The organism is Georgenia satyanarayanai (genome assembly GCF_900116375.1).
GTDB lineage: Bacteria > Actinomycetota > Actinomycetes > Actinomycetales > Actinomycetaceae > Oceanitalea > Oceanitalea nanhaiensis.
This window is the reverse complement of sequence record NZ_UETB01000008.1, coordinates 112,958-135,644: the sequence shown is the minus strand read 5'-3', so window position 1 is coordinate 135,644 and position 22,687 is coordinate 112,958. Positions and strand designations below refer to the sequence as shown.

Here is a 22,687-nt window from a genome sequence, read left to right as displayed (position 1 = left end):
GCCGGGCAGACGGCCTCGTCCGCGCGTGAGGCCCGTCACCGGGCCGTGGGCAGCCAACGTAACGACCCCGCGCACGGGCGTGCAAGCACTCGGGTGCTCAGTCCTTGACCGCTCCCTCGAGCATGCCGCGGATGAAGTGCCGCTGGAGGAAGAGGTAGAGGACCACCATCGGCAGCGCGACGAGCACCGCTCCGGCCGCGAGGAGCACCGTGCCCTGCGTGTACTGCCCCTGGAAGAGCGCCAGGCCCAGGGGCGCGGTGCGCAGCTGCGCGTTGGGCGACATGACGAGCGGGATGAGGAACTCGTTCCACGTCCACATGAAGGTGAGGAGCACGAGGGTGACGACGGCGGGCCGGGCCACCGGCAGCAGCACCTGCCACAGCACCCGGTGGTGGCCGGCGCCGTCGAGGCGGGCCGCCTCGATGATCGAGCGGTTCGCGCCGCGGAAGTAGGCCCGCATCCAGAAGGTGCCGAAGGCGACGGACTGGGCGATCTGCGGCAGCGCGATGCCCCAGATCGTGTTGGTCAGCCCCAGGGCCTGGAAGTCGAAGAAGAGCGGGACGATGATCGCCTCGGCCGGAACCATGATGCCGAGGAGGAACACGTAGAAGAGCACCTGGGAGCCGGGGAAGACGAAGGCGCCCAGGGCGTAGCCGGCCATGATGGACAGGACCGCCGCACTGGAGACGACGACCGCGGCGACGAGCAGCGAGTTGGTCATGTACTCGCTGAACCGGCCCTGCTCCCACGCCCGCGCGAAGTTCTCCCAGTGGACCGGGCCGCCGGCGGCCGCGTCCTGCGGTGTCTCCGGCCCGAACGCGGTGGTGAGGACGGTGGCGATCGGCGCGAGCGCGAAGGCCGCGAAGGCGATGAGGATGACGTAGTTGCCGAGGCGCTCCCCGGTGGAGACCCTCACCGCTCACGCTCCCCGATGAGGTTGACGGCGAGGTTGATGCCGAAGATGAGCACGGTGAGGACGACGGCGACGGCGGCCGCCGAGCCCACCTCGCCCTCCATGAACGCGCGGCGGTAGACCTCGTAGCTCGGCACCGTCGTCGACGTCCCGGGCCCGCCGCGGGTGGTGACGTAGACGAGGTCGAAGGTCTTGAGGGCCGCGATGATCGTCAGCGTGAGCGCGACGACGATCTCCGCCCGGACGGCCGGCACGGAGATCGCGAGGAAGGAGCGGACCGCTCCTGCGCCGTCGAGCGTGGCGGCCTCGTAGAGGTCCTGCGGGACGCGCGCCATGCCGGCCATGAGCAGCACGGTGACCAGGCCGGTGGAGACCCAGGTGCCCACGAAACCGACGGCGGGCAGGGTCCACGTGAAGTCCCCCAGCCAGGCCCGCGTGAGGGAGCCCAGGCCCACCGCGTCGAGCAGGCCGTTGAGCGCGCCGTCCGGCGCGTAGATCTGCCGCCACGCGACGGCGACGACGACCATCGCGATGACCTGCGGGAGGAAGACGACGGTGCGGAAGAAGGGCAGGCCTCGTACCTGGGCGCGCACGAGGAGCGCCGCGAGGACGAGGCCGATGGCCAGCGGCAGCACCGAGAAGAAGAAGATGAGGACGAGGGCGTGCCAGAAGGACTGGCGCAGGCGGTCGTCGGCGAGGACGTCGACGTAGTTGTCCAGGCCCACGAAGGTCGCCAGGCTCAGCCCGTCCCAGTCGTACAGGGAGATCTGCACGGCCCGGCCCAGCGGGTAGAGGAGGAAGGCCGCATAGACGAGGAAGCCCGGTGCGAGGAACAGGTAGGGGGTCAGGCCGTAGCGGCCCAGCCCCCGCGGGCGGCCCTTGCGGGTCGCCCGCGGGAGGGGCGCGACGATGCCCCGTGGCTGGGCGGTCATGTCACTCCGCCGAGGCGACGAACTCGCTGTAGTCGGCCTCGAGTGCGGCGAGCAGCCCGTCGACGTCGAGCTGTCCGCCCATGAAGGACTGGAGGGACTGGCCCAGGGTGTCGCTCATCGTGGGCGTGCCCCAGTCGAGGTAGGGCACCAGCGCGCCGTCCTCGGTGACCTCGCCGTAGGCGGTGTAGATGTCGGCCTGCAGGCCGGCCTCGGGCATGTGCTCGGCGGTCTCGACGACGGGCATGTTGCCCGTCTCGGCGAGTACGGCCATGGCCTCCTCGTTCGTGATGAAGTCGATGTACGCCGCACCGACGTCCGGGTTCTGCGAGCGAGCGGTCACCGCGAAGGGGATGCCGGTGCCCCCGGTCGTCACCTTGCCGGCGCCGGCCTCGACGGGCGGCGGGGCGAAGAAGCCGACGTCCTCACCCATGGCGGCCTCGACGTCCGGGCCGATCCACGAGCCGGCCATGAGGTAGACCCCGGCGCCCTCGGTGAAGGACTGCCACACGGCGTCGTAGTCGGCGCCGTTGAAGCCCTCGTTGAAGTAGCCGGCCTCGATCCAGGACTGCAGCTCCTCGGCCGCGGCGCGGTTCTCCTCGGTCTCCCAGCTCGCGCCGGCGTTGCCGAAGCCGAGCGCCCGGATCTCCTCGGGGTCCACGTGGGCACCCTGGACCGGCCCGAAGACGTGGGCGGCGGGCCACTGGTCGAGGTTGCCGAGGAGCATCGGCGTCTCGCCGGCCTCGGCGATCGTGCCGAGCTGCTCGCCGAACTCGTCCCAGGTCTGCGGCACCTCGAGGCCGAGCTCCTCGAGCTTGGTCTTGGAGTAGTACACGCCGACGACCTCGCCGACCTGCGGCAGGCCCCAGATCGAGCCCTCGCCGAAGGTGACACCGTCCTCGGAGTAGCGGGTGTTCTGCAGCACCGAGTCGGGGAAGCGGTCGGTCCAGCCGTAGGCCTCGGCGTAGGGGTCGAGGTTGAGCAGCTGCCCGGCGGCGACGTACTGGCTCATCTGCGAGCGGGAGTTGTTCACCTGCGTGACGTCGGGGGCGTCCTCGCCGGTCAGCGCCAGGCGCAGCGTGGTGGTGAGGTCGTCGTTGGACTGGGTGACCCGGTCGATCTCGACGTTCGGGTACTCCTCCTCGAAGGCGGCGTTGAGCTGCTCGATCTGCTCGTTCTGGCCGCCGCGGACCTCCTGGTCCCACACGACGAGGGTGACGTCACCGAGGCTGGAGATGTCGGTGACGACCTCCTCGCTCGTCGTGCCGCCGTCGCTCCCGGGCTCGGTCTCCTCGTCGTTGCCGCCGCTTCCGGGGGTGCAGGCCGCGACGAGCGCGAGGGTCGCCACGGCAGCCGTGACGACGCCGGCGGAACGGCGGGTTCGTAGTGGGCTCATGGTCCTGATTCTCCTTCGTCGTGGGCGGTGGGGGTACCGCCCGGTCATGCCCGTAGATACTCGCTCAGAGGTCGGACTCGAGCGCGAAGGTCGCCTCGGCACGGCGGGTCACGCGTCCCGGCCGGGCCGGCAGCACGTCCGGGAGGAAACGGTAGTGGTCGTGCAGCGCGGTGGCCGCCGGATCGCCCTCCGTGCGGGCGCTGTCCAGCCGCTGCCACCAGTCGTGGAGGTCGCCGATGCCGGGCGCCGCGAGGGACCCGCCGAACTCCTGGACGGCGAGCCCCGAGCACAGGGCGGCGAAGCGCAGGCGCTGCTCCAGCGGCCACTCGGCCAGCGAGCCCCGCGCGAACGCCGCGAGGAAGACGTCGCCCGCGCCCGTGGGGTCGATCGCCTCGACGTCCAGCGCCGGGACGTGGCACTCCTCCCCCGTCTCGGAGTTGATCGCGACGGCGCCGTCCGCGCCCATGGTGACGACGACGAGCGGGACGAGGTCCGCCAGGGCGCGGGCGGCCGCGTGCGGGCTGTCCGTGCGGGTGTAGGCCATGGCCTCACCGGCGTTGGGGAGGAAGGCGTAGCAGTCCTCGAGGACCGCGAGCCGGCTGGCGTCCCACTTCTCGGTGGGGTCCCAGCCGAGGTCGGCGAAGACCCGTGCGCCGCCGGCCCGGGCGCGGCGCCACCAGCGCTCCTGGGCGCGCTCGTCGTCGAGGTCGATGATGACGGCGCGCACGGGCGGCGGGTCGCCGATGAGCTCGTCGTAGCTCATCGGGAGGTGGTGGCCGTGGGTGATCATCGACCGGTCGCCGTCGTAGGCGAGGGAGACGGTGACCGACGTGTGCTGGGAGGCGATCCGGGTGGAGCGGGAGAGGTCGATCGCCTCGTCGGAGAGGATGTCCCAGCACCAGCGCCCGTAGACGTCGCCACCGAAACCCGTGGCGAGACCGGTCGACAGGCCCAGGCGGCTGGTCGCGACCGCGAGGTTGGCGATCCCGCCGGGCAGCGACCCCATGCCGCTGGCCCACACCTCCGTGCCGGGACGCGGCGGTGTCGGCAGCCCGGAGAAGACGACGTCGAGGAAGAGCGGCCCGGACAGGAAGACGTCCAGCACGGTGCCGTCGGGTGTCACCTCGTGCTCCTCGCTCACGCCTGCTCCTCTCTCCTCGCGGACCGCTCCGTCCGTGAGCACGCCTCTCCGACGGCCATCCTAAGGGCCTCGATGCCCGGCGCTGCGCGCCTCTGCTAGCGTCGGCCGGGTGCTGACCACGACCCGCCGCGTCACCAGTCCCACGCCCGGCTCATCCCGGCCCGACGCCCTCGGTTCGAGCGGCACGGAGGTCACCACAGCGTGAAGCTCACCGTCATCGGCGGCGGCGGCTTCCGCGTGCCCCAGATCTTCCAGGCCCTCTCCGCCGCCGACGCGCGCCTGCGCGTGGACGAGCTGTGGCTCTACGACGTCTCGGCGGAGCGGCTCGACGTCGTCGGCAGCGTCCTCGCGCAGCTCGCCCCCTCCCTGGCCAGGCCCCCGCAGGTGCGCACGACGACGACGCTGACCGACGCCCTCGCCAACGCCGACTTCGTCTTCTCCGCCATCCGCATCGGCGGCACGGCGGGGCGCATCACCGACGAGCGCACCGCGCTGCGGCTCGGCGTCCTCGGGCAGGAGACCGTGGGCCCGGGCGGGCTCGCCTACGCGCTGCGCACCGTGCCGCACGCGCTGCGCCTGGCCGAGGAGATCGCCACGCACGCGCCGGACGCGTGGACCATCAACTTCACCAACCCCGCCGGCATCATCACCGAGGCCATGCGGCGGGTGCTGGGTGAGCGGGTCGTGAGCATCTGCGACACCCCGATCGGTCTCATGCGGCGGGCCGCGCGCGTCGTCGGCCAGGACCCGCGGCAGGTCGACTTCGACTACGTCGGCCTCAACCACCTCGGCTGGCTGCGCACCCTGGTCGTCGACGGGCGCGACGTCCTGCCCGAGCTGCTCGCCTCCGACGAGCGGCTGGACGGCATGGAGGAGGCACGCCTCCTCGGCTTCGACTGGGTGCGCGCGATCGGCGCGATCCCCAACGAGTACCTCTTCTACTACTACCGTCACCGCGAGGCGATGGAGCGGATCACCGGCGGGCAGCCCACCCGCGGGGAGTTCCTCGACGTCCAGCAGGGCGCCTTCTACCGCGAGGCGGCCGCCGCGCCCGACCGCGCCCTGGAGATCTGGGACGCGACCCGGCACGACCGCGAGTCGAGCTACATGAACGAGTCGCGCCCCGAGGAGGAGCGTCACGGCCGCCGCGCCGAGGACGTCGAGGGCGGCGGCTACCAGGAGGTCGCGCTCGACCTCATGACCGGCCTGGCCACCGGCGAGGCCGCGACGATGATCCTCGGGGTCGGCAACGACTCCCTCGGCGGGGACCGCCTGCTCGTCCCTCAGCTCGACGGCGCCGCCGTCCTCGAGGTGCCGTGCACGGTGGAGCGCGGCGCCGTCCGCCCCCACCCCGTCGCCCCGCTCGACGGGGAGATGGCCGGCCTCATCACGACCGTCAAGGCGAGCGAGCAGCTCGTCCTGCGGGCCCTGGACGAGGGCTCGCGCGAGCTCGCCTGGCGCGCCTTCGCCAACCACCCGCTCGTCGACTCCACCGAGGTCGCCCGCCAGCTGGTCGAGGACTACTGCGCCGCCATGCCCGACGTCGCCGCCCGCCTGCGCTGACCCACCGCCCGACCCGGCCGGGAGAGCCACAGGTGCGCGAGCAGCGCACCACCCCACAGCGCGAACAGGGGGTCCCACAGCCAGGCGTGGCCGACCATCGCCGCGCGGTCGTACGTCGCAGGGTCGCGGGTGGCGAGCACGGCGTTGCTCACGACGACGTTGACCCCTCCGTAGACGAGGAGCGCGGCACCTCCGGCCCAGCTCAGCCCGCGCCACAGCCGCCGGCCGGGAAGCCGCCCCCGGTCCACGACGACGGGCACGAGCGCGGCGAGGCTCTTGACCAGCGCGATGCCCGCCAGTCCCCAGGCGGCAACGACGGGTGAGGACCGGCGCAGCTCCACCGCCCACTGCCCCACGGTGTCGAGCAGCCACTCCCCGCCCACGGCCCAGGACGCGCTGAACCCCGCGTGGACCAGCCCGGCGACGCACGCCACCCACAACCACGAGCGCGCGGCCCGGCCGGAGGCTGGTGGAACGGTCACCCGTCGAGCGTGCCGTCCGCGGCGCCCGGTGGCAACGGCCTCCCGTTGCAGGTGCGGCGCCACACCGGCCCGCCCGCAACGCTCACGGGTGCGCGAACCGGTGCGTCGTCTGGCCGTGCGGGTCCTTCGCGAAGGTGAGGGCCCGCTCCGGGCACACGCGCACGACCCAGGCGGGGCCGTCCGGGGAGGCGAAGCCCTCGCCGTCGACCTCGAAGCGCCACGCCTCCCCGTACTTGTCGAGGAAGGCTGCGGCCACGTCACCGAGCCCCTCGCGGACGCGGACCGCGCGCCCCTCGACGACGACGTCGGTGCCGCTCGCCCACGTGTTGCGCCCCGTCGTCACCGCGACGGCGTCGGTGTGCTCGAGGTTGCGCGCCTTCTGCTCTCCCGGGCCGGTGACGACGCACAGGCCCTCCCCGTGCCACACGCCGACCACCGGCGTGACGTGCGGTCGGCCGTCACGGCGCACGGTGGTCAACCAGTAGAGCTCCGCGTCGCGCAGCAGCTCGAGCGTGCGCTCCCAGGGCAGCGGACCGGCGTCGGGGTCGCTGAAGCGGGGGTCGAACGTGGTCGTCGGCACGGGTCCTCCTCGGCAGTGGTGTGGGGCTACCGACCGTGCCCGGGCCGCGAAGTCATCGCCGCTCCGGAGCCGTCGCCGCCCTGGTGTCCCGGCACCCAGGAGAGGCCGAGATCACCGGCCACAGGCCGTACTCCGACCTCACCGCGACCCGTCACGTGCCGATCGAGCAGGAGGTGACCGCCGCATGTATGAGACACATCGACCGAGACAGACACGACGTGACCACGCCGTCGAAGGGTCGACCGACCCGCGCCGTGAGCGTCCTCCTCACCGGCGCCATCGCCGCCGGCCTCGCCCTGAGCGTCGCCCCCGCCCACGCCTCGACCACCGAGCTCGAGGGCAGCTGGCGCGGCCGCGGCACGGAACGGGCCACCTACAGCGACAGGGCCGTCTTCTCCGGCGCCGGAGCACGATTCACCTACGGTCGCCCCGGTGACAAGCCCCTCGTGGGCGACTGGGACGGCGACGGACGTGACTCCCTCGCCGCCCACCGTGGCCACTTCCTGTTCTTCCGCAACCAGCTCTCGGGCGGTGACGCCGACGTCACCTACTACTACGGCCGCACCGGTGACGTGCCCGTCGTCGGCGACTGGGACGACGACGGACGCGACACCGTCTCCGTCCTGCGCGACGGCGTCCTCCACGTCAACAACAAGCTGCGCGGCGGTCATGCCGAGTACACGGTGAGGATGAGCCAGAGCGCTGCCCTCGGCCGCCCCGAGCCGCGTCCCTCCGCGGAGCAGCGGACCCGCACCGTCCTGGACCGGTACGGGTGCGAGGACGTCGTCCTCGAGATGGCCTCGCCCGACCTCGGTACCGCAGTTGGCGCGGCCTTCTGGGAGGAGACACCCCAGCGCATCGCCATCGACCCGCAGCGCGTGGACGACCTCGAGCACACCGCCGCCCACGAGTGCGCCCACATGCTGCAGTTCCGTGCCTACGAGGAGTACCACACGCCCGAGCGGAGCGCCGGGTACACCCTGTGGCCGCACCTGGACACGCTCACCGGCTCGACGGGGCACCTGGGCGGCGAGAAGCTGGCGGACTGCATGACCTACCGGTGGGGCTTCGCGACGACCGGCTCCTACACTCGCGACCAGCAGTGGTGTGCGCAGCACAGCGACATCGTCGACGCGCTCCTCGCCGGCCGCACCCCGCACCCGGCACCCACGCCGGCTGTCTCCCCGGAGCCCGAGACGCGGACCCACGAGCAGCGGGCGCGGGACGTCATGGACCGGTACGGCTGCGCCGACGTCGAGCTGGATCTCGGACCGCTGCCTCCCGAGAAGGCGCACCTCGTCGGTGTCGCCTACTGGGACGACGTCCCCCAGCGGATCGCGGTCGACCCGGAGCGCACCCGCGACCTCGAGCGGACCGTGACGCACGAGTGCGCCCACATGCTGCAGTACGACGCCTACGTGCCCTACGCGAAGCCTGGCCTCAGCCCGGCGTACGCCCTCTACCCGCACCTCAACGAGATCACCGGCCTGGACCGCAACCTCGGCGCCGAGCGGCTGGCCGACTGCATGACCTACCGGTGGGGGTTCGCGCCGACCGGGAGCTACACCCGCGACCTGGCGTGGTGCGACGAGCACAGCGACGCCGTCGACGCCCTCCTCGACCGACGCGTGCCCGACCCCGCTCCCGCCGTGCCGTCCTGACCCCACGCACGCGCAGACCCGCGGCCTCGGGCAGACGAAAGGCCCGGCACGCCGTAGCGTGCCGGGCCCTGGGCGCGGGCGGTCATGCGCGTGGCAGTGACGCGTTGCGCACGACCGCGCGCGGCCCGATACCCGCCCAGCGTCCCCGGCGGGCCCGCAGGACGCGGGTGGCCGGACGGCGCTGGAGGTGGACGTAGTCCGCGAGCGGCATTCCCATGGCGCTGGCGGACATGTCACCGAGCATGATGGATGACATGACAGATTCCTGGCTCTCTCGTGGTGGAGTCCCCTGAGGAGGGGACGACGGCATGGCCCGGTGCACGGGCAGGGATCGCGACCTCGTCGTCGGGATCCCAGCGGCGACGAGGCCTGCTACGCGAGCAGTCGGATGGCCATGACGAGAACTGTGCCAGCGGCCGCCGCGACGGCGCCACCTATTTATCGGCGTCCGCCGTCGCCTCGGTGAGGCGCCTGCCGAAGCCGGCCAGCGCACGGACGGCCTCCTCGGTGCCGCTGACCGTCCACGCGACGTCGGGCGGGATCCACGCGGGCCCGTAGACGAGGTCGGCGAGGGACCGACCCCCCACCGGCCAGTCCGTCCCGCCCGCCTCGTTCGGCGTGGCCCCGGTGGACCACACCCCGAAGTGGGTACGCATCTCCGCCAGCGGCAGGTTGAGGTGGACCACCGCCTCCAGCGGGTAGGTCTGGCTGTCGGTGTCGGTCGCGAGGATGAGCTCGGACGGGTCGTCGACCGGCAGCTCGCGCGCCGCGGTGCGCACGCCCGTGCGCAGCAGCCGCGAGAGTCGGTCGAGCCGGAAGGTGCGCCAGTCGTCGCGGCCGAGGTCCCAGCACACGAGGTACCAGCGCGGCCCGTGGGACACGAGGGTGTGCGGCTCGACGTGACGCGAGCTCTCGATGTCGCGGCCGGTGACGTAGGCGAAGCGGACGCGCTCGTGGTCGCGGCAGGCGAGCGCGAGCTCGGCGACGACGTCGGGGTCCACCGCCCGGCCCCTCCCGCCCGCCGGTACGGCGTATTCCTGGAGCGCTGCCACGCGCCGGCGCAGGTGCGGGGCGAGCATCTGCTCGAGCTTGACGAGCGCGCTCAGCGCGGTGTGCTCCCCCAGTCCCTGGACGGCCGCCACGCGCAGGCCGACGGCGATCGCCACCGCCTCGTCGTCGTCGAGGAGGAGCGGAGGCAGCCGGCCGCCCCCGGCCAGCCGGTACCCGCCGTCGACGCCGGGACGGGCGCTCACCTCGTAGCCGAGCTCGCGCAGCCGGTCGACGTCACGCCGCAGCGTGCGCGCACTGACGCCGAGCCGGTCCCGCAGCTCCCGGCCGGACCAGGACCGGTGGGTCTGGAGGAGGGAGAGCAGGCGCAGGGCTCGGGCGGTGGGGTCGGCCATGCCGGAAATCTACCGACCCATGCGGCCAGGATCTGGCCGCATGGGCTCGTAGCGTCCTGCCCATGACTCCGATCATCAGCACCATGGGGCTCACCAAGACCTTCCACCGCAAGGGCGGTGAGGAGGTCGTCGCGGTCAGCGACCTCACGATGGACGTGGAGCCGGGATCGCTCACGGCTTTCCTCGGGCCCAACGGGGCCGGCAAGTCCACCTCCCTGCGCATGCTCACCACGCTCCTGCCCCCCACCAGCGGCAGCGCGACCGTCTGCGGCTTCGACATCACCCACCAGCAGGCCGACGTGCGCCGGTCCATCGGCTACATCGGCCAGAAGAACGGTGCGGCCCAGTACTACCGGGTGCGCGACGAGCTCGTCTCCCAGGGCGCCTTCTACGGGCTGGGCCGCGTCGAGCGGCGCCGGCGCGCCGACGAGCTCATGGAGATCCTCGGGCTCACCGATCTCGCCACCCGCACGACGATGACCCTCTCCGGTGGCCAGCGCCGACGCGTGGACATCGCGCTGGGACTGGTCCCCGCACCGCGGCTGCTCTTCCTCGACGAGCCGTCCACCGGCCTGGACCCGCAGTCCCGCTCGCACCTGTGGGACCACATCCTCACGCTCCGCGAGCGCTACGGGATGACCCTCCTCCTCACCACCCACTACCTCGACGAGGCCGACCGCTTCGCCGAGCGGGTGATGATCGTCGACCAGGGCCGGCTCATCGCCGACGACACCTCGGCCCGGCTCAAGGCGGAGCTCGCCGGGGACCGCGTCCTCGTCACCGTCGCGGGCACCGGCCCCGACGACGGCGCCCTCGCCACCCTGCGGCGCGTCGCCGCCCGCGGTGACGACGTCGAGCACGCACCCGTCGCTGCCCCCGAGGGCGCGGCGGTGCGGTACGCCGTCGTCGTCGACCAGGGCGACCGGGTGCTCCCCGGCCTGCTCGCCGACCTTGCGGCCGGCGGCCACCGGGTGCTCGCCGCCGAGCTGCACCAGCCCACCCTCGACGACGTCTTCCTCCGCCTCACCGGCCGCAGCCTGCGCGAGGAGCAGGCCACCACCGGCACCGACACCCCCGCCCAGCCCGCCCTCACCCCCGGAGGCCCCCAGTGAGCACCGTCGTCACCGACACCCGCAACGTCCTCGTCCGCGAGCTGTGGCCGGTCCTGCGCGACCCGTTCAGCGTCATCTTCTCCCTGCTCCAGCCCCTCGTCTTCCTCGCCTTCTTCGGCCCGCTGCTCAGCGGCATGACGGGGCTGCCGCTGGCCGAGTCCTTCCAGTGGTTCGTGCCGGGCATCATCGTCATGAGCACGCTCTTCGGCACCGCGATGGCCGGGTCGAACCTTCTTTTCGAGCTCCAGTCCGGCTCCCACGAGCGGATGCTCGTCACGCCCGTGGCGCGCTCGGCGCTCATGGTGGGGCGGGCGCTCAAGGAGATGGTGCCGCTCGCCGTCCAGGCGGTCGTCATCACGCTCGTGGCCGCGATCTTCGGCTTCCGGCCCCACCTGCCCGGCATGGCGATCGGGCTGGTGGTGCTCGCGGCCTTCGGGATCGGGCTCGGGGCGCTGAGCTACTCCCTCGGCATCGCCGCCCGGGAACGGGACTGGATGTTCTGGGCGGTCCAGCAGGCGCTCATCTTCCCGCTCATGATCCTGTCCGGGATGCTGCTGCCGCTGGAGGCGGCACCGCGCTGGATGCAGGTGCTGTCCCAGCTCAACCCGCTGACCTACCTCGTCGAGGCGGAGCGGGCGCTGTTCAACGGGCAGCTCACCGAGGCCGCGGTGTGGCAGGGCGCGCTGGCGGCCGCCGTGCTCGCGGCGGTCGGGCTCACGGTGGGGATCAGGATGATGAGGCGCAGCATCTGAGTGTCGGAGGCCGCGGTTACCGTAGGCGGGTGGACCTCACCGAGAGCGACGTGCGGGCGCTGCAGAACCTCACGCTCCCGGACGACGCCACCCTCGCGCAGTGGTTCGACCACGGCACGGTGGAGCGCGGCACCGACTACGCGCGGCGCGGCATGGTCCAGCGCCTCCACGTCGACCCCGACGAGCGCGCCCTGTTCGCCACCGTCCGCGGCAGCGGGGCGGCCTCCTACCAGTGCTTCGTCGTCCTCTACCCCGGCGCGCAGGTGTCGGTCCACTGCACCTGCCCGGTGAGGCTGGGCTGCAAGCACGGCGTGGCCGTGGTGGTCGCGGCCCGGGAGGCGAGCACCACCGGCGTCCGTCCCGCGTGGGAGCGCGCCCTGGACGACGCCGTCACCGACGCCGCCTCCGGCAGCGGGGACCCGCTCGGGCTGCAGCTCGAGCGGGTCGTCGCGCGCGGGGCGGCCGCGGCCGCGGCCGGGCGCAGCGCCGCCCGCATCCGCATGGCCCCGGTGACGACCGGGGCCAAGGGCCAGTGGGTGCGCACCGGCGTGAGCTGGCAGACCGTGCGGTGGACGTGGAGCCGCTACGTCCCGGCCCACGCCGAGGCGCTGCGCGCGCTCATCGCCTCCCACCCCCACGCCTACGGCACCCACGTCTTCCTCGACGAGCTCGGCCCGGCCGTGTGGCCGCTGCTCCAGCAGGTGGTCGACGCCGGCGTCGCGCTCGTCCCTCACCGCAGCGTCAAGGGTGAGGTGACGCTCAGCAGCACACCGGCCGACGTCACCCTCGACGTCACCGCCCACCCCATCCAGGACGGCGTGCGCGTGGCGCCGTCGGTCCGCGTGGCCGGCCGCACGGCCGGGGCGCACGCCGTCGCCTTCGTCGGCCACCCGGTGCACGGGGTGGCCGTGAGTGACGACGGCCTCGTCCTCGCGCCGCTGGCCCGTCCGCTGCCGCTCGGCGCCTCCGAGCTCGTCACCGGCGAGCCCCTCCACATCCCGCCCGACGGCGTCGACCGCTTCCGCCGCGACTTCTACCCGCGGCTGCGCCGGCTGCTGCCCGTGCGCTCCTCCGACGACGCCGTGGACCTGCCCGAGGTGCTCGCCCCCGTGCTCCTGCTCTCCGTGGAGCACCTCCCGGAGTTCGTCGTCCGGCTCGCCTGGTCCTTCCGCTACCAGTCCGGGGAGACGGTCGTCGACCTGCCCGTCGGCACCGACGACGACGTTGCACCGGCGCCCGAGTGGGTGCGCGACCATGCCGCCGAGCAGCGCCTGCTGGCCGCTCTCGAGCTGCCCGCCGAGCTCCCCCGGCTCACGGCAGCCCCTCCTGGGCGCGGACCCGCGCCCGTCACCGAGCTGCGCCGGCTCGACGCCGCCCGCTTCACCGAGGAGGGCCTGGACCGGCTGCGCCGCGCGAACCCCGCCGTCGTCGTCGAGGTGAGCGGTGAGGTGCCCGACTACCGGCACGTCGACGTCGCCCCGACCATCTCGGTGTCCGCGACCGACACCCCGCAGGGCGACTGGTTCGACCTCGAGGTGGCCGTCGAGCTGGAGGGCGAGCCGGTGCCCTTCGGCCACCTCTTCCGCGCCCTCGCCACCGGCGAGCCCCACCTGTTCCTCCCCTCCGGCAGCTACGTCAGCCTCGACCGGCCCGAGCTCGACCAGCTGCGCCAGCTCATCACGGAGGCGGGCGGGCTCCACGACGAGGAGTCCGGCACGCTGCGGGTCACCGCCTACCAGGCCGACCTGTGGCAGGAGCTCGTCACGCTGGGCGTCGTCGCCGAGCAGAGCGAGCGGTGGCGGCGCACCGTCGACGCGCTCCTCACCGGTCCGCCGCCCGGCGAGGTCGCCCTGCCTGCCGGGCTGCGCGCCGAGCTGCGCTCCTACCAGCGGGAGGGCTACGAGTGGATCTCCACCCTCTGGGACGCCGGACTGGGCGGGATCCTCGCCGACGACATGGGCCTGGGCAAGACGCTGCAGACCCTCGCCGCCGTCCAGCGCGCCAAGGAGACCGGCCGGCTCACCGCGCCGGTGCTCGTCGTCGCCCCCACCTCGGTGGTGGGGGGCTGGGCGGGCGAGGCGGCCCGCTTCACCCCCGAGCTCACGGTGCAGACCGTCGAGCAGACCGCCGCCAAGGCGCGGCTGCCGCTCGCCGAGCACGTGGCGGGGGCCGACGTCGTCGTCACGTCCTACGCCCTGCTACGCCTGGACTTCCCCTCCTACGACGCCCTGGACTGGTCGGTGCTCGTCCTCGACGAGGCGCAGATGGTGAAGAACCACCAGGCCAAGACGCACGTGTGCGCACGGAAGCTCGCCGCCCCGGTCAAGCTGGCGATCTCCGGCACCCCGCTGGAGAACAGCCTCATGGACCTGTGGGCGCTGCTGTCCATCACCGCCCCCGGCCTCTTCCCCGACCCGCGCGACTTCACCGTCGCCTACCGCACGCCGATCGAGCGGGAACGCGACTCCGCGGCGCTGGACCGGCTGCGCCGCCGCACCCGGCCCTTCATCCGCCGCCGCACCAAGGAGGAGGTGGCCCAGGAGCTGCCACCCAAGCAGGAGCAGGTGCTCACCGTCCCGCTCAGCGCGCGCCACCGGAAGATCTACGACACCCACCTCGCGCGCGAGCGGCGCAAGATCCTCGGCCTCGTCGACGACATGGACAAGAACCGCTTCACGATCTTCCGCTCCCTCACCCTCCTGCGGCAGCTGGCCCTGGCGCCCGGCCTCGTGGACGCCGACTACGAGGGCGTGGGGTCGAGCAAGGCCGAGGCCTTCCTCGAGCACCTCGACGAGCTCGTCTCCGAGGGCCACCGGGCGCTGGTGTTCAGCCAGTTCACCGGGTACCTCGGGCTCGTGCGGGAGCGGCTGGAGCAGCAGGGCATCGACTACTGCTACCTCGACGGCAGCACCCGTGGCCGCGCCGCCCGCATCCGGGAGTTCAAGGAGGGCCAGGCGCCGGTCTTCCTCATCAGCCTCAAGGCCGGCGGGGTGGGGCTCAACCTCACCGAGGCGGACTACTGCTTCATGCTCGACCCCTGGTGGAACCCCGCGGTGGAGGAGCAGGCGATCGACCGCACCCACCGCATCGGGCAGGACCGCACCGTCATGGTCTACCGGATGGTCGCCGAGGGGACGATCGAGGAGAAGGTCATGGCCCTGGCCGAGCGCAAGCGTGAGCTCGCCGGTCGCGTCCTCGCCGAGGGGACCAGCACCGCCGCGGCCCCGCTGAGCGCCGACGACATCCGCGCGCTGCTCGGCTGAGCCCGCCGCCTCAGAGCTGCGGGGAGCTGAGCGAGCGCGGCACGTGGGTGCCGTGGCCGGCCTCGCGCAGCGCCTCGCGCAGCCGCTCGGCGGCGGCGTCGAGCTCCTCGGCCGGGACGTCGGTGCGTGCCCGGTCCAGGCGCAGGGCGGTCTCGTCCCACGCCGGCAGGACGTGCACGTGCAGGTGGGGTACCTCGAAGCCGGCCACCATGACGGCGGCGCGTGGCGCGTCCCACGCCGCGCGCTGCGCACGCCCCACCGTGCCGGCGACGACGGCGAGGTGGGCGACGAGGTCGTCGGGCGCGTCGGTCAGCTGATCCACCTCCTCACGTGGGACGACGAGGACGTGGCCGTCGGTGACGGGGGCGATCGTGGCGAAGGCGACGCACTCGTCGTCGGCCCAGACGAAGCGTCCGGGGATCTCCCCGGCGATGATCTTGCTGAAGACGGTGCTCATGGCGCCAGGGTATCGACCACTACGATCGGCGGGACGAGAGGAGCGACGTGCCGGAGCAGGACCATCAGGGTGTCTCCACGCGGACGGCCGCCGAGGCGTGGGAGGAGCTCTTCCGGGCCCAGGTGACGCTCATGCGGCGCTTCGAGGCCGGTGACGACTTCGCCCCGCTCACCTCTCGCGAGTACGACGTCCTCTTCCAGCTCAGCCTCGGTGAGGGCCGGGCGATGCGGATGCGCGACCTCACCGCGCTCATCCTCCTGTCCCAGCCCAGTCTCAGCCGCATGGTCGACCGCCTCGGCGCCCGCGGGCTCGTCGAGCGGCGCGCGGCCCCGGGCGACGCCCGCGGCGTTGTCGTCGCCCTCACCGACGAGGGCGTGCGGCTGCAGCGGGAGATCGGCCGCCACCACGTGCGCTCGATCCGCCGCTACGTCGGCGGCGCGCTCGACGAGGACGAGCTGCGCACCCTGCAGCACCTGGCGCACAAGCTGCGCACCGCCCAGCGCCACCTGTGAGGGCTCAGGCGGTGACCCATACCGCGGCGACGGCGGGGTCGCCGAGCTCGACGGCCTCCCCCGCGGACTCCCCGGGCGGGGTGACGGTGAACAGCGTCGTGCCGACGTAGGGCCGGGCCTCGACGACGGCGACGTGCGCGTCCAGGTGCACCCCGACGTCGGCGAGGTGGCGCAGCACCTGCGGCTCGGCGTCGGAGATCCGCACGACGCGACCGCCCTCTCCCGCGGGGGTCTGCGCCAGCGGGCGGGTGGGCGGGAGGGTGACCTCCCCGCCGACCGTGGGGATGGGGTCCCCGTGCGGGTCGCGGACCGGGTGGCCGAGGAGCCGGTCGATGCGCTCGACGAGGAGGTCGGAGACGGCGTGCTCGAGGATCTCGGCCTCGTCGTGGACCTCGTCCCACCCGTAGCCGAGGTGCTCGACGAGGAGGGTCTCGATGAGCCGGTGGCGGCGCACCATCGCCAGGGCCGCCTGCCGGCCGCTGCCGGTGAGGGAGATGCCGCCGTAGCGCTCGTGGTGGACCAGCCCCTCGTCCGCCAGGCGCCGGACGGTCTCCGAGGCGGTGGACGCCGAGACGCCCATCCGGGTGGCCAGGGCGCTCACGCTCGTGGCCGGACCGCCCCACTCCACCGCGGCGTAGATCGCCTTGAGGTAGTCCTGGGTGACGTTCGAGGTGGGCAGCTGGCTCACAGGATCAGCATCCACTGGTCCCAGAAGACGACGCCGATGAGGAGGAGGACGACGGCGTACCAGACCGTGATGACCAGGGCGCGGTCCTGGACGAGGAAGCGCCGCAGGCCCTCGGGGGCGGGAAGGTGCCGGCCCTGGAGGCCGCGGGCCCAGACGTTGACGACGATCGGGATCGTCACCGCCCACACGACGAGGCAGTAGGGGCACAGGCCGCGCAGGTTGGTGAAGGCCTGGTACTGGAACCACGTGATCCACACGGCGGCGAGCACGGAGCCGGCCATGAGCAGCACCCAGTAGACGCGTGGGAGGCGGCCACCGCCGAGGAGGGCGACACCGGTCGCGGTGACGATCGCGAAACCGATCGTCCCGAGGACGGCGTTGGGCGGGCCGAGCACCGAGGCCTGCCACGACAGGACGAACTTGCCACAGCCGATGAGCGGGTTGATGTCGCAGCCGAGCGCGGCGTCGGGGTCGCGCAGCAGCTTCTGCGTGGACAGGATGAGCATGACCGAGGCCCACGTCCCGAGCGCGCCACCGATGGTGAGGAGCCAGCCCAGGCCCCGGGGGGCGCCGCCGGCGAGCTGGTGCTCGGTGGGGCGCGCGGGGTCGAGCGCCGCGAGCGCCTCCTCCTCGGCGAGCAGCTCCTCGTCCGTGAGGACGTCCTCGTCCGCGGTGGCGTCCTCGGCCCGCTGCTGCTGGCTCATCTGCGCTCCGTTCCCGCGGAGGACTCCGCGTCGGTGGGCTCCTCGGTGGACCCGGAGGTCCCAGTATCGCCGCTCGTCGGGGCTGAGGCAGCAGGGTCCGGGAACCGGTACCAGCGCCCCACGTCGACGGTCGCGTCGGTCCCGACCGTGACGATCCGGTAGTCGAGCGGACGGCCGCTGGCGGCGTCGACCCGCAGCACCGTCATCTCCGCCGGCCCGTTGAGCGGCCCGACCGTCGCGCCGCCGGAGGCGCCGGCAGTGCTCGCGCTGACGTAGCGGGTACCGGCCCCGTGGATCTCGGGGCCCTCGCGGCGGTGCCAGTGCCCCGACAGTGCGAGCGGCGCGCAGCCCTGCTCGAGGGTCGGCAGCGCGGCGCGGGGGTTGTGGACGAGGAGGATGTCGGCCCGGTCGGCGGAGCAGGCCTCCTCGGCGAGCCGCTCGCCCATCTCCGGGACGGTCTCGTCGCGCTCGGGCTTGGTGCCCTCGCCGACGGCGGTGAGCGTGGGGTCGGTGTCCCCGAGGATGCGCACGCCCTCGACCTCGACGGCCTCCCCGCCGAGGACGACGTACCCGGCGTCGCGCATCTGCTCCGCGGTGGTGACGGAGTCGTGGTTGCCCGTGGACACGATCATCGGGAGGTCGTCGGGGACCTCCCCCGCGAAGGCGTTGACGCAGTAGGACTCCACCGTCGTGCCGCTCATCACCGTGTCACCCGCGTCGAGGAGCGCGCTCGCCCCGCTCAGGCGCGCGGCGGTGGCGATGACGGAGGCCATGCCGACGTTGCAGTGGAGGTCGCTGACGAGGAGGAAGGTCACCGGCTCCAACCGCGCCGGCGGCTCGGTCGCCGGCTCCGTGGCGGGGAACGCCCCCTCGCCGGTCACGGCGTCGCTCGTGACGCCCGGGACGGGCGGAAGGTCGTCGCCGTCGGTGGCGGCGCCGTCGGGCGTGGCGGCGTCGTCGCCCGTGGCGGCGTCGGCGCCGTCGGTGGCGGCGTCGTCGCCCGTGGCGGCGTCGGCGCCGTCGGTGGCGGCGTCGTCGCCCGTGGCGGCGTCGTCGGGGTCGGTGGTCTCGTCGGTCACCCCGTCGTCCGTGGCGGTGTCGGTGGGCGCGGGGCTGACGATGGGGATGCCGGGCGGGCGGACGGGAGCACGGTTCTGGGCGTAGGCCGCCTCGAGGTTCTCGGTGACCGAGGCGTAGAACGCCTCGTTCTCCTCGTAGGCCTCCACGAGGTAGCCCCCGTAGGTGTCGATGAGCTCAGCCATCCGGCCGGTCATCCGCAGGTCCTCCAGCGGCGTGCCGGCCAGCGCGCTGATGGTCCGGCCCGGCGCGGGACGGTCGCGCAGGGTGATGGCCGTGGGCACCGCCACGAGCGTGACGGCGACGACCGCAGCGAGCGGCACCACCCCGGGCCGGCGCGCCGCGTGGGCGACCTCGCGGCGCAGCAGGCCGCGCGAGGCGAACCGCGCCCCGGCGACGACGAGGAGGATGAAGCCGGCCACGATCGCCGCGCGGCCCAGCGCGTCACGGACCAGGGCGGCGACGGCGTCGGCGATGACGGCGTCGGGGTGGGACACGGCCTGGGCGTAGGCGGCGACGTCACCGGCCAGGCCGGTGACCGGGTCGGCCGACACGGCGGTCAGCTCGGCGGGGATCTCCTGGACCACGACCTCCACACCCAGCGGCCACGGCATCGGGGAGTCGACGAGGACCGTACCGAGGGGCCCGAGGTCGACGACGACCTCGTGCTGCGCGGTGATCTCGTAGTGGGCCACGTGCGGGCCGAGGGAGGAGTCGGTCGACGCGGTGAGGACGCCCACGACACCGGAGACCAGCACCGTGACGACGAGCAGCAGGGCCGTGCGGATGACGCGCCGCGTCGTCGTCGTCTGGCGGTGCCACCACGGCCAGCGTCGCCGCGGCGCCTCGCTCTGCTCGTCGTCGTCCATCCCCACCATTGTCGCTCAGCCCGGACCGCGTGCCGAGCGGCCCGTCATGTGGTTCGCTCTCGTGCGACGTCAAGACGAGGAGCGGCCGTGGGTGAGGACATCTCGGGGACGACCTTCACCCGGGCGGACCATGCGAAGTACCGGGCGAAGATCCGCCGGTGCCTGGACACGCTCGAGGCGATGCTCGACGCCGGTGTCTTCGTCGAGGACGAGTGGCGCACGGGTCTGGAGATCGAGCTCGGCCTCGCCGGCCCGGACATGCGGCCCTTCCACCGCAACGCCGAGGTGCTCGAGCGCATCGCCGACCCGCTCTACCAGACTGAGCTGGGCAGGTTCACCATCGAGCTCAACGTCGAGCCGCGGCGCATCGACGGACAGTCCCTGGTCCAGCTCGAGGCGGCGCTGCGGCGCAACCTCAACCGTGCACGGGACCGCGCCGGGGACGTCGGCGCCGAGCTCGTCATGGCGGGCATCCTGCCGACGCTGCCGGCGCCGCCCGCCGGCCGTAGCTGGTTCAGCGACAGTGACCGGTACGTGGCGCTGGACGAGGCCATCATGAACTCGCGGCGCGAGGACATCACGCTGCGCATCGGCGGGCCGGAGCCGCTGTCGCTCACGATGGACTCGATCATCGCCGAGGCCGCGTGCACCTCCACGCAGCTCCACCTGCAGGTCACCCCGCGGCGCTACTCCGCGTACTGGAACGCCTCACAGCTGCTCGCCGGTCCCCAGCTCGTCATGGGCGCCAACTCCCCCTTCCTCTTCGGCCACCACCTCCAGGCCGAGACGCGCGTGGAGACCTTCCTCCAGGCGACCGACACCCGCTCGGTCGAGCTGCGCAACCAGGGCGTGCGCCCGCGGGTCTTCTTCGGCGACCGGTGGATCACCTCGATCTTCGACCTCTTCGAGGAGAACGTCCGCTACTTCCCGGCCCTGCTGCCGGTGAGCAGCGACGAGGACCCGGCGGCGGTCCTCGCGGCCGGGGGCACGCCGACGCTGGGCGAGCTGCGGCTGCACAACGGCACGGTCTACCGGTGGAACCGCCCGATCTACGACGTCCAGGACGGACGCCCGCACCTGCGGGTGGAGAACCGGGTGCTGCCCGCCGGGCCGAGCGTCGTCGACACGCTCGCCAACGCGGCCTTCTTCTACGGGATGGTCGTCGAGCTCGTCACCGACGAGCGGCCCCTGTGGTCACGGATGTCCTTCGACGCCGCGCGGGAGAACTTCCTCACCGCCGCCCGGCACGGCATCGACGCGCGGCTGTACTGGCCGGGCCTCGGTGAGGTGGACGGCGCCGAGCTCGTCCTCGGGACGCTCCTGCCGCTGGCGGCCAGCGGCCTGGAGCGGCTCGGCGTCGACGCCTCGGTCGCGGGACGCTACCTCGACATCATCGAGGCGCGTGCGCGGCTGCGCCGCAACGGTGCCACGTGGCAGGTCGCCGCCGTCAAGGCCCACGAGGCGCGCGGGAAGGACCGCCGCGACGCCCTGCACCTCATGCTCGCCGACTACGTCCGCCACATGAACCTCGGCGACCCGGTCCACACCTGGCCCCTCCCCTCCTGATCCCCTCCCCCGAGCTGCGCAGCTGGTGAGCTGGCCGACGCGTCGGGTGCGACACCCGTCGGTCGACTCACCACCTGCGACGTTGAGGGGGGAGCGTCAGAGGCGGGGTTGGGTCTCCAGGGTCTCCAGGTAGGACTGGAGCTCGTCGTAGGCACCGAGGAGGTGCGCGGCTCGGGCTCGCAGGCCGGAGTAGGTCGCGCGGTCGGCCTCGGAGACACCGATCGGGTCGGCGACCTCGCCGGCCGGGCTGAGCAGCTCGAGGCCCGCGGCGAGCGAGCCGACCTGCTCGGTGGCGTACAGCGCGAGGATCGCCGAGCCGAGCGCCGAGCCCTCGGCGTCGTCCGTGGGGACGAGCGGACGACCGATCGTCGCCGCCATCACCTGGCGCCACAGGTCGGCGCGGAAGACGCCGCCGGTGCACCGCACCTCGGTGACCGGCGTGACGGTGTCGAGGACGTCGACCAGGCTGGACATCTGCAGCGCGACACCCTCGATCGCGGCACGGATGAAGTGACCACGGCCGTGGCCGTGCCGCACCCCGAGGAAGGAGCCGGTGAGCTCGGGGTCCCACAGCGGCGCCCGCTCACCGAGGAGGTAGGGCAGCATGATGAGGCCCTCGCTGCCGGCCGGCACGCCGCCGGCCATCGCCATGATCTGGACGTCGCGCAGCGGCCCGGCCGGCACGTCCGGGGCGAAGACGTCACCCGCCCAGCGGGCCACGACTCCCCCGTTGCTGATCGCCGCGCCGAGCACCCAGGCATCGTCCGTCAGCGCGTAGCAGAACAGGCGCCCGCCCTCGTCGAGCTTGGGCTCGTCGACGACGGTGCGCACCGCGCCGCTCGTGCCCATCGACAGCCCCGCGATCCCGAGCTCGATCGCGCCGGTGCCGAGGTTGCCCAGCGGCCCGTCGGTCGCGCCCGTGTTGACCGGGATGCCCGCCGGGAGACCCACGCGGCCGCCCGCCTCGCGGGACAGCTCGAGGATCGCCGTCGTCGGGAGCACCTCGGGCAGCTGCTCACGACGCACCCCGGCCAGCGCCAGCGAGGAGTCGGCCCACGTGCGGGTGGACAGGTCGAGCAGCCCGGAGGCGGAGGCCGTCGACAGCTCGGTGACGAGCCGGCCGGTGAGGTGCAGCAGGACGAGGTCCTTGAGACCGATCCAGCGGTGGGCACGGGCGGCCGTGGCGATGTCGTGGCGGGCGAACCACATGAGCTTGACGAGTGGGCTCATCGGGTGGACCGGCGTGCCGGACAGGTGGAGCAGCTCCCGGGCCCGGCCGGCGGCGCGCAGCTCGGCGGCCTCGGCGTGGGCGCGGGTGTCGGCCCACGTGATGATGTCGGTGATCGGGTGCAGGTCCTCGTCGAGCCCGATGAGCCCGTGCATCGCCGAACCGACGCCGATGACGTCGATGGCGCGTCCGGCGGAGGCGGCGACGACCTCGGCCAGCGCACCGTCGACGGCGTCGAGCACCATCCGCGGCCCCTGCACCTGCCAGCGCGGCTGCGGCTCGGCGAGCCGGTACTCGCGGAAGGCAGCCACCCGCCAGTCCGAGGCGGTGTCGACGGCGATGACCTTGGCGGTCGTCGTGCCGACGTCGATCCCGATGACGACACCCATGC

The 22,687-nt window shown here is 73.3% G+C and carries 20 protein-coding genes; 7 read left to right on the top strand and 13 right to left on the bottom strand.

The window, feature by feature from the left end; all coding sequences use genetic code 11:
- Positions 1-97 precede the first annotated feature (97 nt).
- From DSZ44_RS11825 to DSZ44_RS11810, 4 genes are all read right to left on the bottom strand, one after another.
- A complete protein-coding gene (locus DSZ44_RS11825; RefSeq protein ID WP_110852832.1) occupies positions 98-916 on the bottom strand; it encodes a carbohydrate ABC transporter permease in 819 nt (272 codons plus the stop codon).
- Positions 913-1,845, bottom strand: coding sequence for a carbohydrate ABC transporter permease (locus DSZ44_RS11820; protein WP_110852831.1), 933 nt, complete (start codon positions 1,843-1,845; stop codon positions 913-915). The genes DSZ44_RS11825 and DSZ44_RS11820 overlap by 4 nt, the downstream gene beginning before the upstream one ends.
- A gap of 1 nt (position 1,846) precedes the next feature.
- A complete protein-coding gene (locus DSZ44_RS11815; RefSeq protein ID WP_110852830.1) occupies positions 1,847-3,238 on the bottom strand; it encodes an extracellular solute-binding protein in 1,392 nt (463 codons plus the stop codon).
- A 64-nt stretch (positions 3,239-3,302) separates the two neighbouring features.
- On the bottom strand, positions 3,303-4,379 hold the full coding sequence (locus tag DSZ44_RS11810; RefSeq protein WP_110852829.1) for a carbohydrate kinase family protein: 1,077 nt from the start codon (positions 4,377-4,379) through the stop codon (positions 3,303-3,305).
- A gap of 201 nt (positions 4,380-4,580) precedes the next feature.
- On the opposite strand from DSZ44_RS11810, the gene DSZ44_RS11805 reads away from it, so the two are divergent.
- Positions 4,581-5,942 carry a family 4 glycosyl hydrolase gene (locus tag DSZ44_RS11805; protein ID WP_110852828.1) on the top strand — a complete coding sequence of 454 codons (1,362 nt, stop codon included), beginning with the start codon at positions 4,581-4,583 and terminating at the stop codon, positions 5,940-5,942.
- Here DSZ44_RS11805 and DSZ44_RS11800 read toward each other — a convergent pair.
- Together DSZ44_RS11800 and DSZ44_RS11795 are read right to left on the bottom strand one after the other, a co-directional pair.
- Complete coding sequence (locus tag DSZ44_RS11800; RefSeq protein WP_110852827.1) at positions 5,900-6,424, bottom strand: DUF3995 domain-containing protein; 525 nt, start codon at positions 6,422-6,424, stop codon at positions 5,900-5,902. The genes DSZ44_RS11805 and DSZ44_RS11800 overlap by 43 nt on opposite strands.
- Before the next feature lie 82 nt (positions 6,425-6,506).
- Entirely contained in the window at positions 6,507-7,004 is a 498-nt protein-coding gene (locus tag DSZ44_RS11795; RefSeq protein WP_181424623.1) for a pyridoxamine 5'-phosphate oxidase family protein, read from the bottom strand.
- 218 nt (positions 7,005-7,222) lie between these two features.
- On the opposite strand from DSZ44_RS11795, the gene DSZ44_RS11790 reads away from it, so the two are divergent.
- Complete coding sequence (locus DSZ44_RS11790; RefSeq protein WP_146237533.1) at positions 7,223-8,665, top strand: FG-GAP repeat domain-containing protein; 1,443 nt, start codon at positions 7,223-7,225, stop codon at positions 8,663-8,665.
- 82 nt (positions 8,666-8,747) lie between these two features.
- Here the strand turns inward: DSZ44_RS11790 and DSZ44_RS18325 are convergent, their stop codons facing one another.
- Positions 8,748-8,921 carry a hypothetical protein gene (locus DSZ44_RS18325; protein WP_181424622.1) on the bottom strand — a complete coding sequence of 58 codons (174 nt, stop codon included), beginning with the start codon at positions 8,919-8,921 and terminating at the stop codon, positions 8,748-8,750.
- 178 nt (positions 8,922-9,099) lie between these two features.
- Positions 9,100-10,068, bottom strand: coding sequence for a helix-turn-helix transcriptional regulator (locus tag DSZ44_RS11785; RefSeq protein ID WP_110852824.1), 969 nt, complete (start codon positions 10,066-10,068; stop codon positions 9,100-9,102).
- 71 nt (positions 10,069-10,139) lie between these two features.
- Between DSZ44_RS11785 and DSZ44_RS11780 the strand changes: the two genes are divergently transcribed.
- From DSZ44_RS11780 to DSZ44_RS11770, 3 genes are read left to right on the top strand one after another with little or no spacing between them, the layout of a single operon-like run.
- Positions 10,140-11,180: an ATP-binding cassette domain-containing protein gene (locus DSZ44_RS11780; protein WP_502530289.1), complete on the top strand. Its 1,041-nt coding sequence runs from the start codon at positions 10,140-10,142 to the stop codon at positions 11,178-11,180.
- The gene (locus DSZ44_RS11775; protein WP_110852822.1) at positions 11,177-11,932 is read left to right on the top strand and encodes an ABC transporter permease; all 756 of its coding nucleotides are present in this window, start codon (positions 11,177-11,179) and stop codon (positions 11,930-11,932) included. The genes DSZ44_RS11780 and DSZ44_RS11775 overlap by 4 nt, the downstream gene beginning before the upstream one ends.
- A 29-nt stretch (positions 11,933-11,961) precedes the next feature.
- Positions 11,962-15,195: a DEAD/DEAH box helicase gene (locus tag DSZ44_RS11770; protein WP_110852821.1), complete on the top strand. Its 3,234-nt coding sequence runs from the start codon at positions 11,962-11,964 to the stop codon at positions 15,193-15,195.
- Positions 15,196-15,205: 10 nt separating this feature from the next.
- Here DSZ44_RS11770 and DSZ44_RS11765 read toward each other — a convergent pair whose 3' ends face one another.
- The gene (locus DSZ44_RS11765) at positions 15,206-15,652 is read right to left on the bottom strand and encodes an HIT family protein (RefSeq protein ID WP_110852820.1); all 447 of its coding nucleotides are present in this window, start codon (positions 15,650-15,652) and stop codon (positions 15,206-15,208) included.
- 47 nt (positions 15,653-15,699) lie between these two features.
- Between DSZ44_RS11765 and DSZ44_RS11760 the strand changes: the two genes are divergently transcribed.
- Positions 15,700-16,164: a MarR family winged helix-turn-helix transcriptional regulator gene (locus DSZ44_RS11760; protein ID WP_258369451.1), complete on the top strand. Its 465-nt coding sequence runs from the start codon at positions 15,700-15,702 to the stop codon at positions 16,162-16,164.
- A 4-nt stretch (positions 16,165-16,168) separates the two neighbouring features.
- Here the strand turns inward: DSZ44_RS11760 and DSZ44_RS11755 are convergent, their stop codons facing one another.
- The 3 genes from DSZ44_RS11755 to DSZ44_RS11745 are packed head-to-tail and all read right to left on the bottom strand — an operon-like array spanning position 16,169 to position 19,502.
- Positions 16,169-16,852, bottom strand: coding sequence for a metal-dependent transcriptional regulator (locus DSZ44_RS11755; protein WP_220035176.1), 684 nt, complete (start codon positions 16,850-16,852; stop codon positions 16,169-16,171).
- Complete coding sequence (locus tag DSZ44_RS11750) at positions 16,849-17,556, bottom strand: vitamin K epoxide reductase family protein (protein WP_110852819.1); 708 nt, start codon at positions 17,554-17,556, stop codon at positions 16,849-16,851. The genes DSZ44_RS11755 and DSZ44_RS11750 overlap by 4 nt, the downstream gene beginning before the upstream one ends.
- Positions 17,553-19,502: a metallophosphoesterase family protein gene (locus DSZ44_RS11745; protein WP_110852818.1), complete on the bottom strand. Its 1,950-nt coding sequence runs from the start codon at positions 19,500-19,502 to the stop codon at positions 17,553-17,555. Before DSZ44_RS11745 ends, DSZ44_RS11750 begins: the two co-directional genes overlap by 4 nt.
- Before the next feature lie 87 nt (positions 19,503-19,589).
- Between DSZ44_RS11745 and DSZ44_RS11740 the strand changes: the two genes are divergently transcribed.
- Complete coding sequence (locus DSZ44_RS11740; RefSeq protein WP_110852817.1) at positions 19,590-21,068, top strand: glutamate-cysteine ligase family protein; 1,479 nt, start codon at positions 19,590-19,592, stop codon at positions 21,066-21,068.
- 96 nt (positions 21,069-21,164) lie between these two features.
- Here DSZ44_RS11740 and DSZ44_RS11735 read toward each other — a convergent pair whose 3' ends face one another.
- Positions 21,165-22,685 carry a gluconokinase gene (locus DSZ44_RS11735; protein WP_110852816.1) on the bottom strand — a complete coding sequence of 507 codons (1,521 nt, stop codon included), beginning with the start codon at positions 22,683-22,685 and terminating at the stop codon, positions 21,165-21,167.
- Positions 22,686-22,687 lie beyond the last annotated feature (2 nt).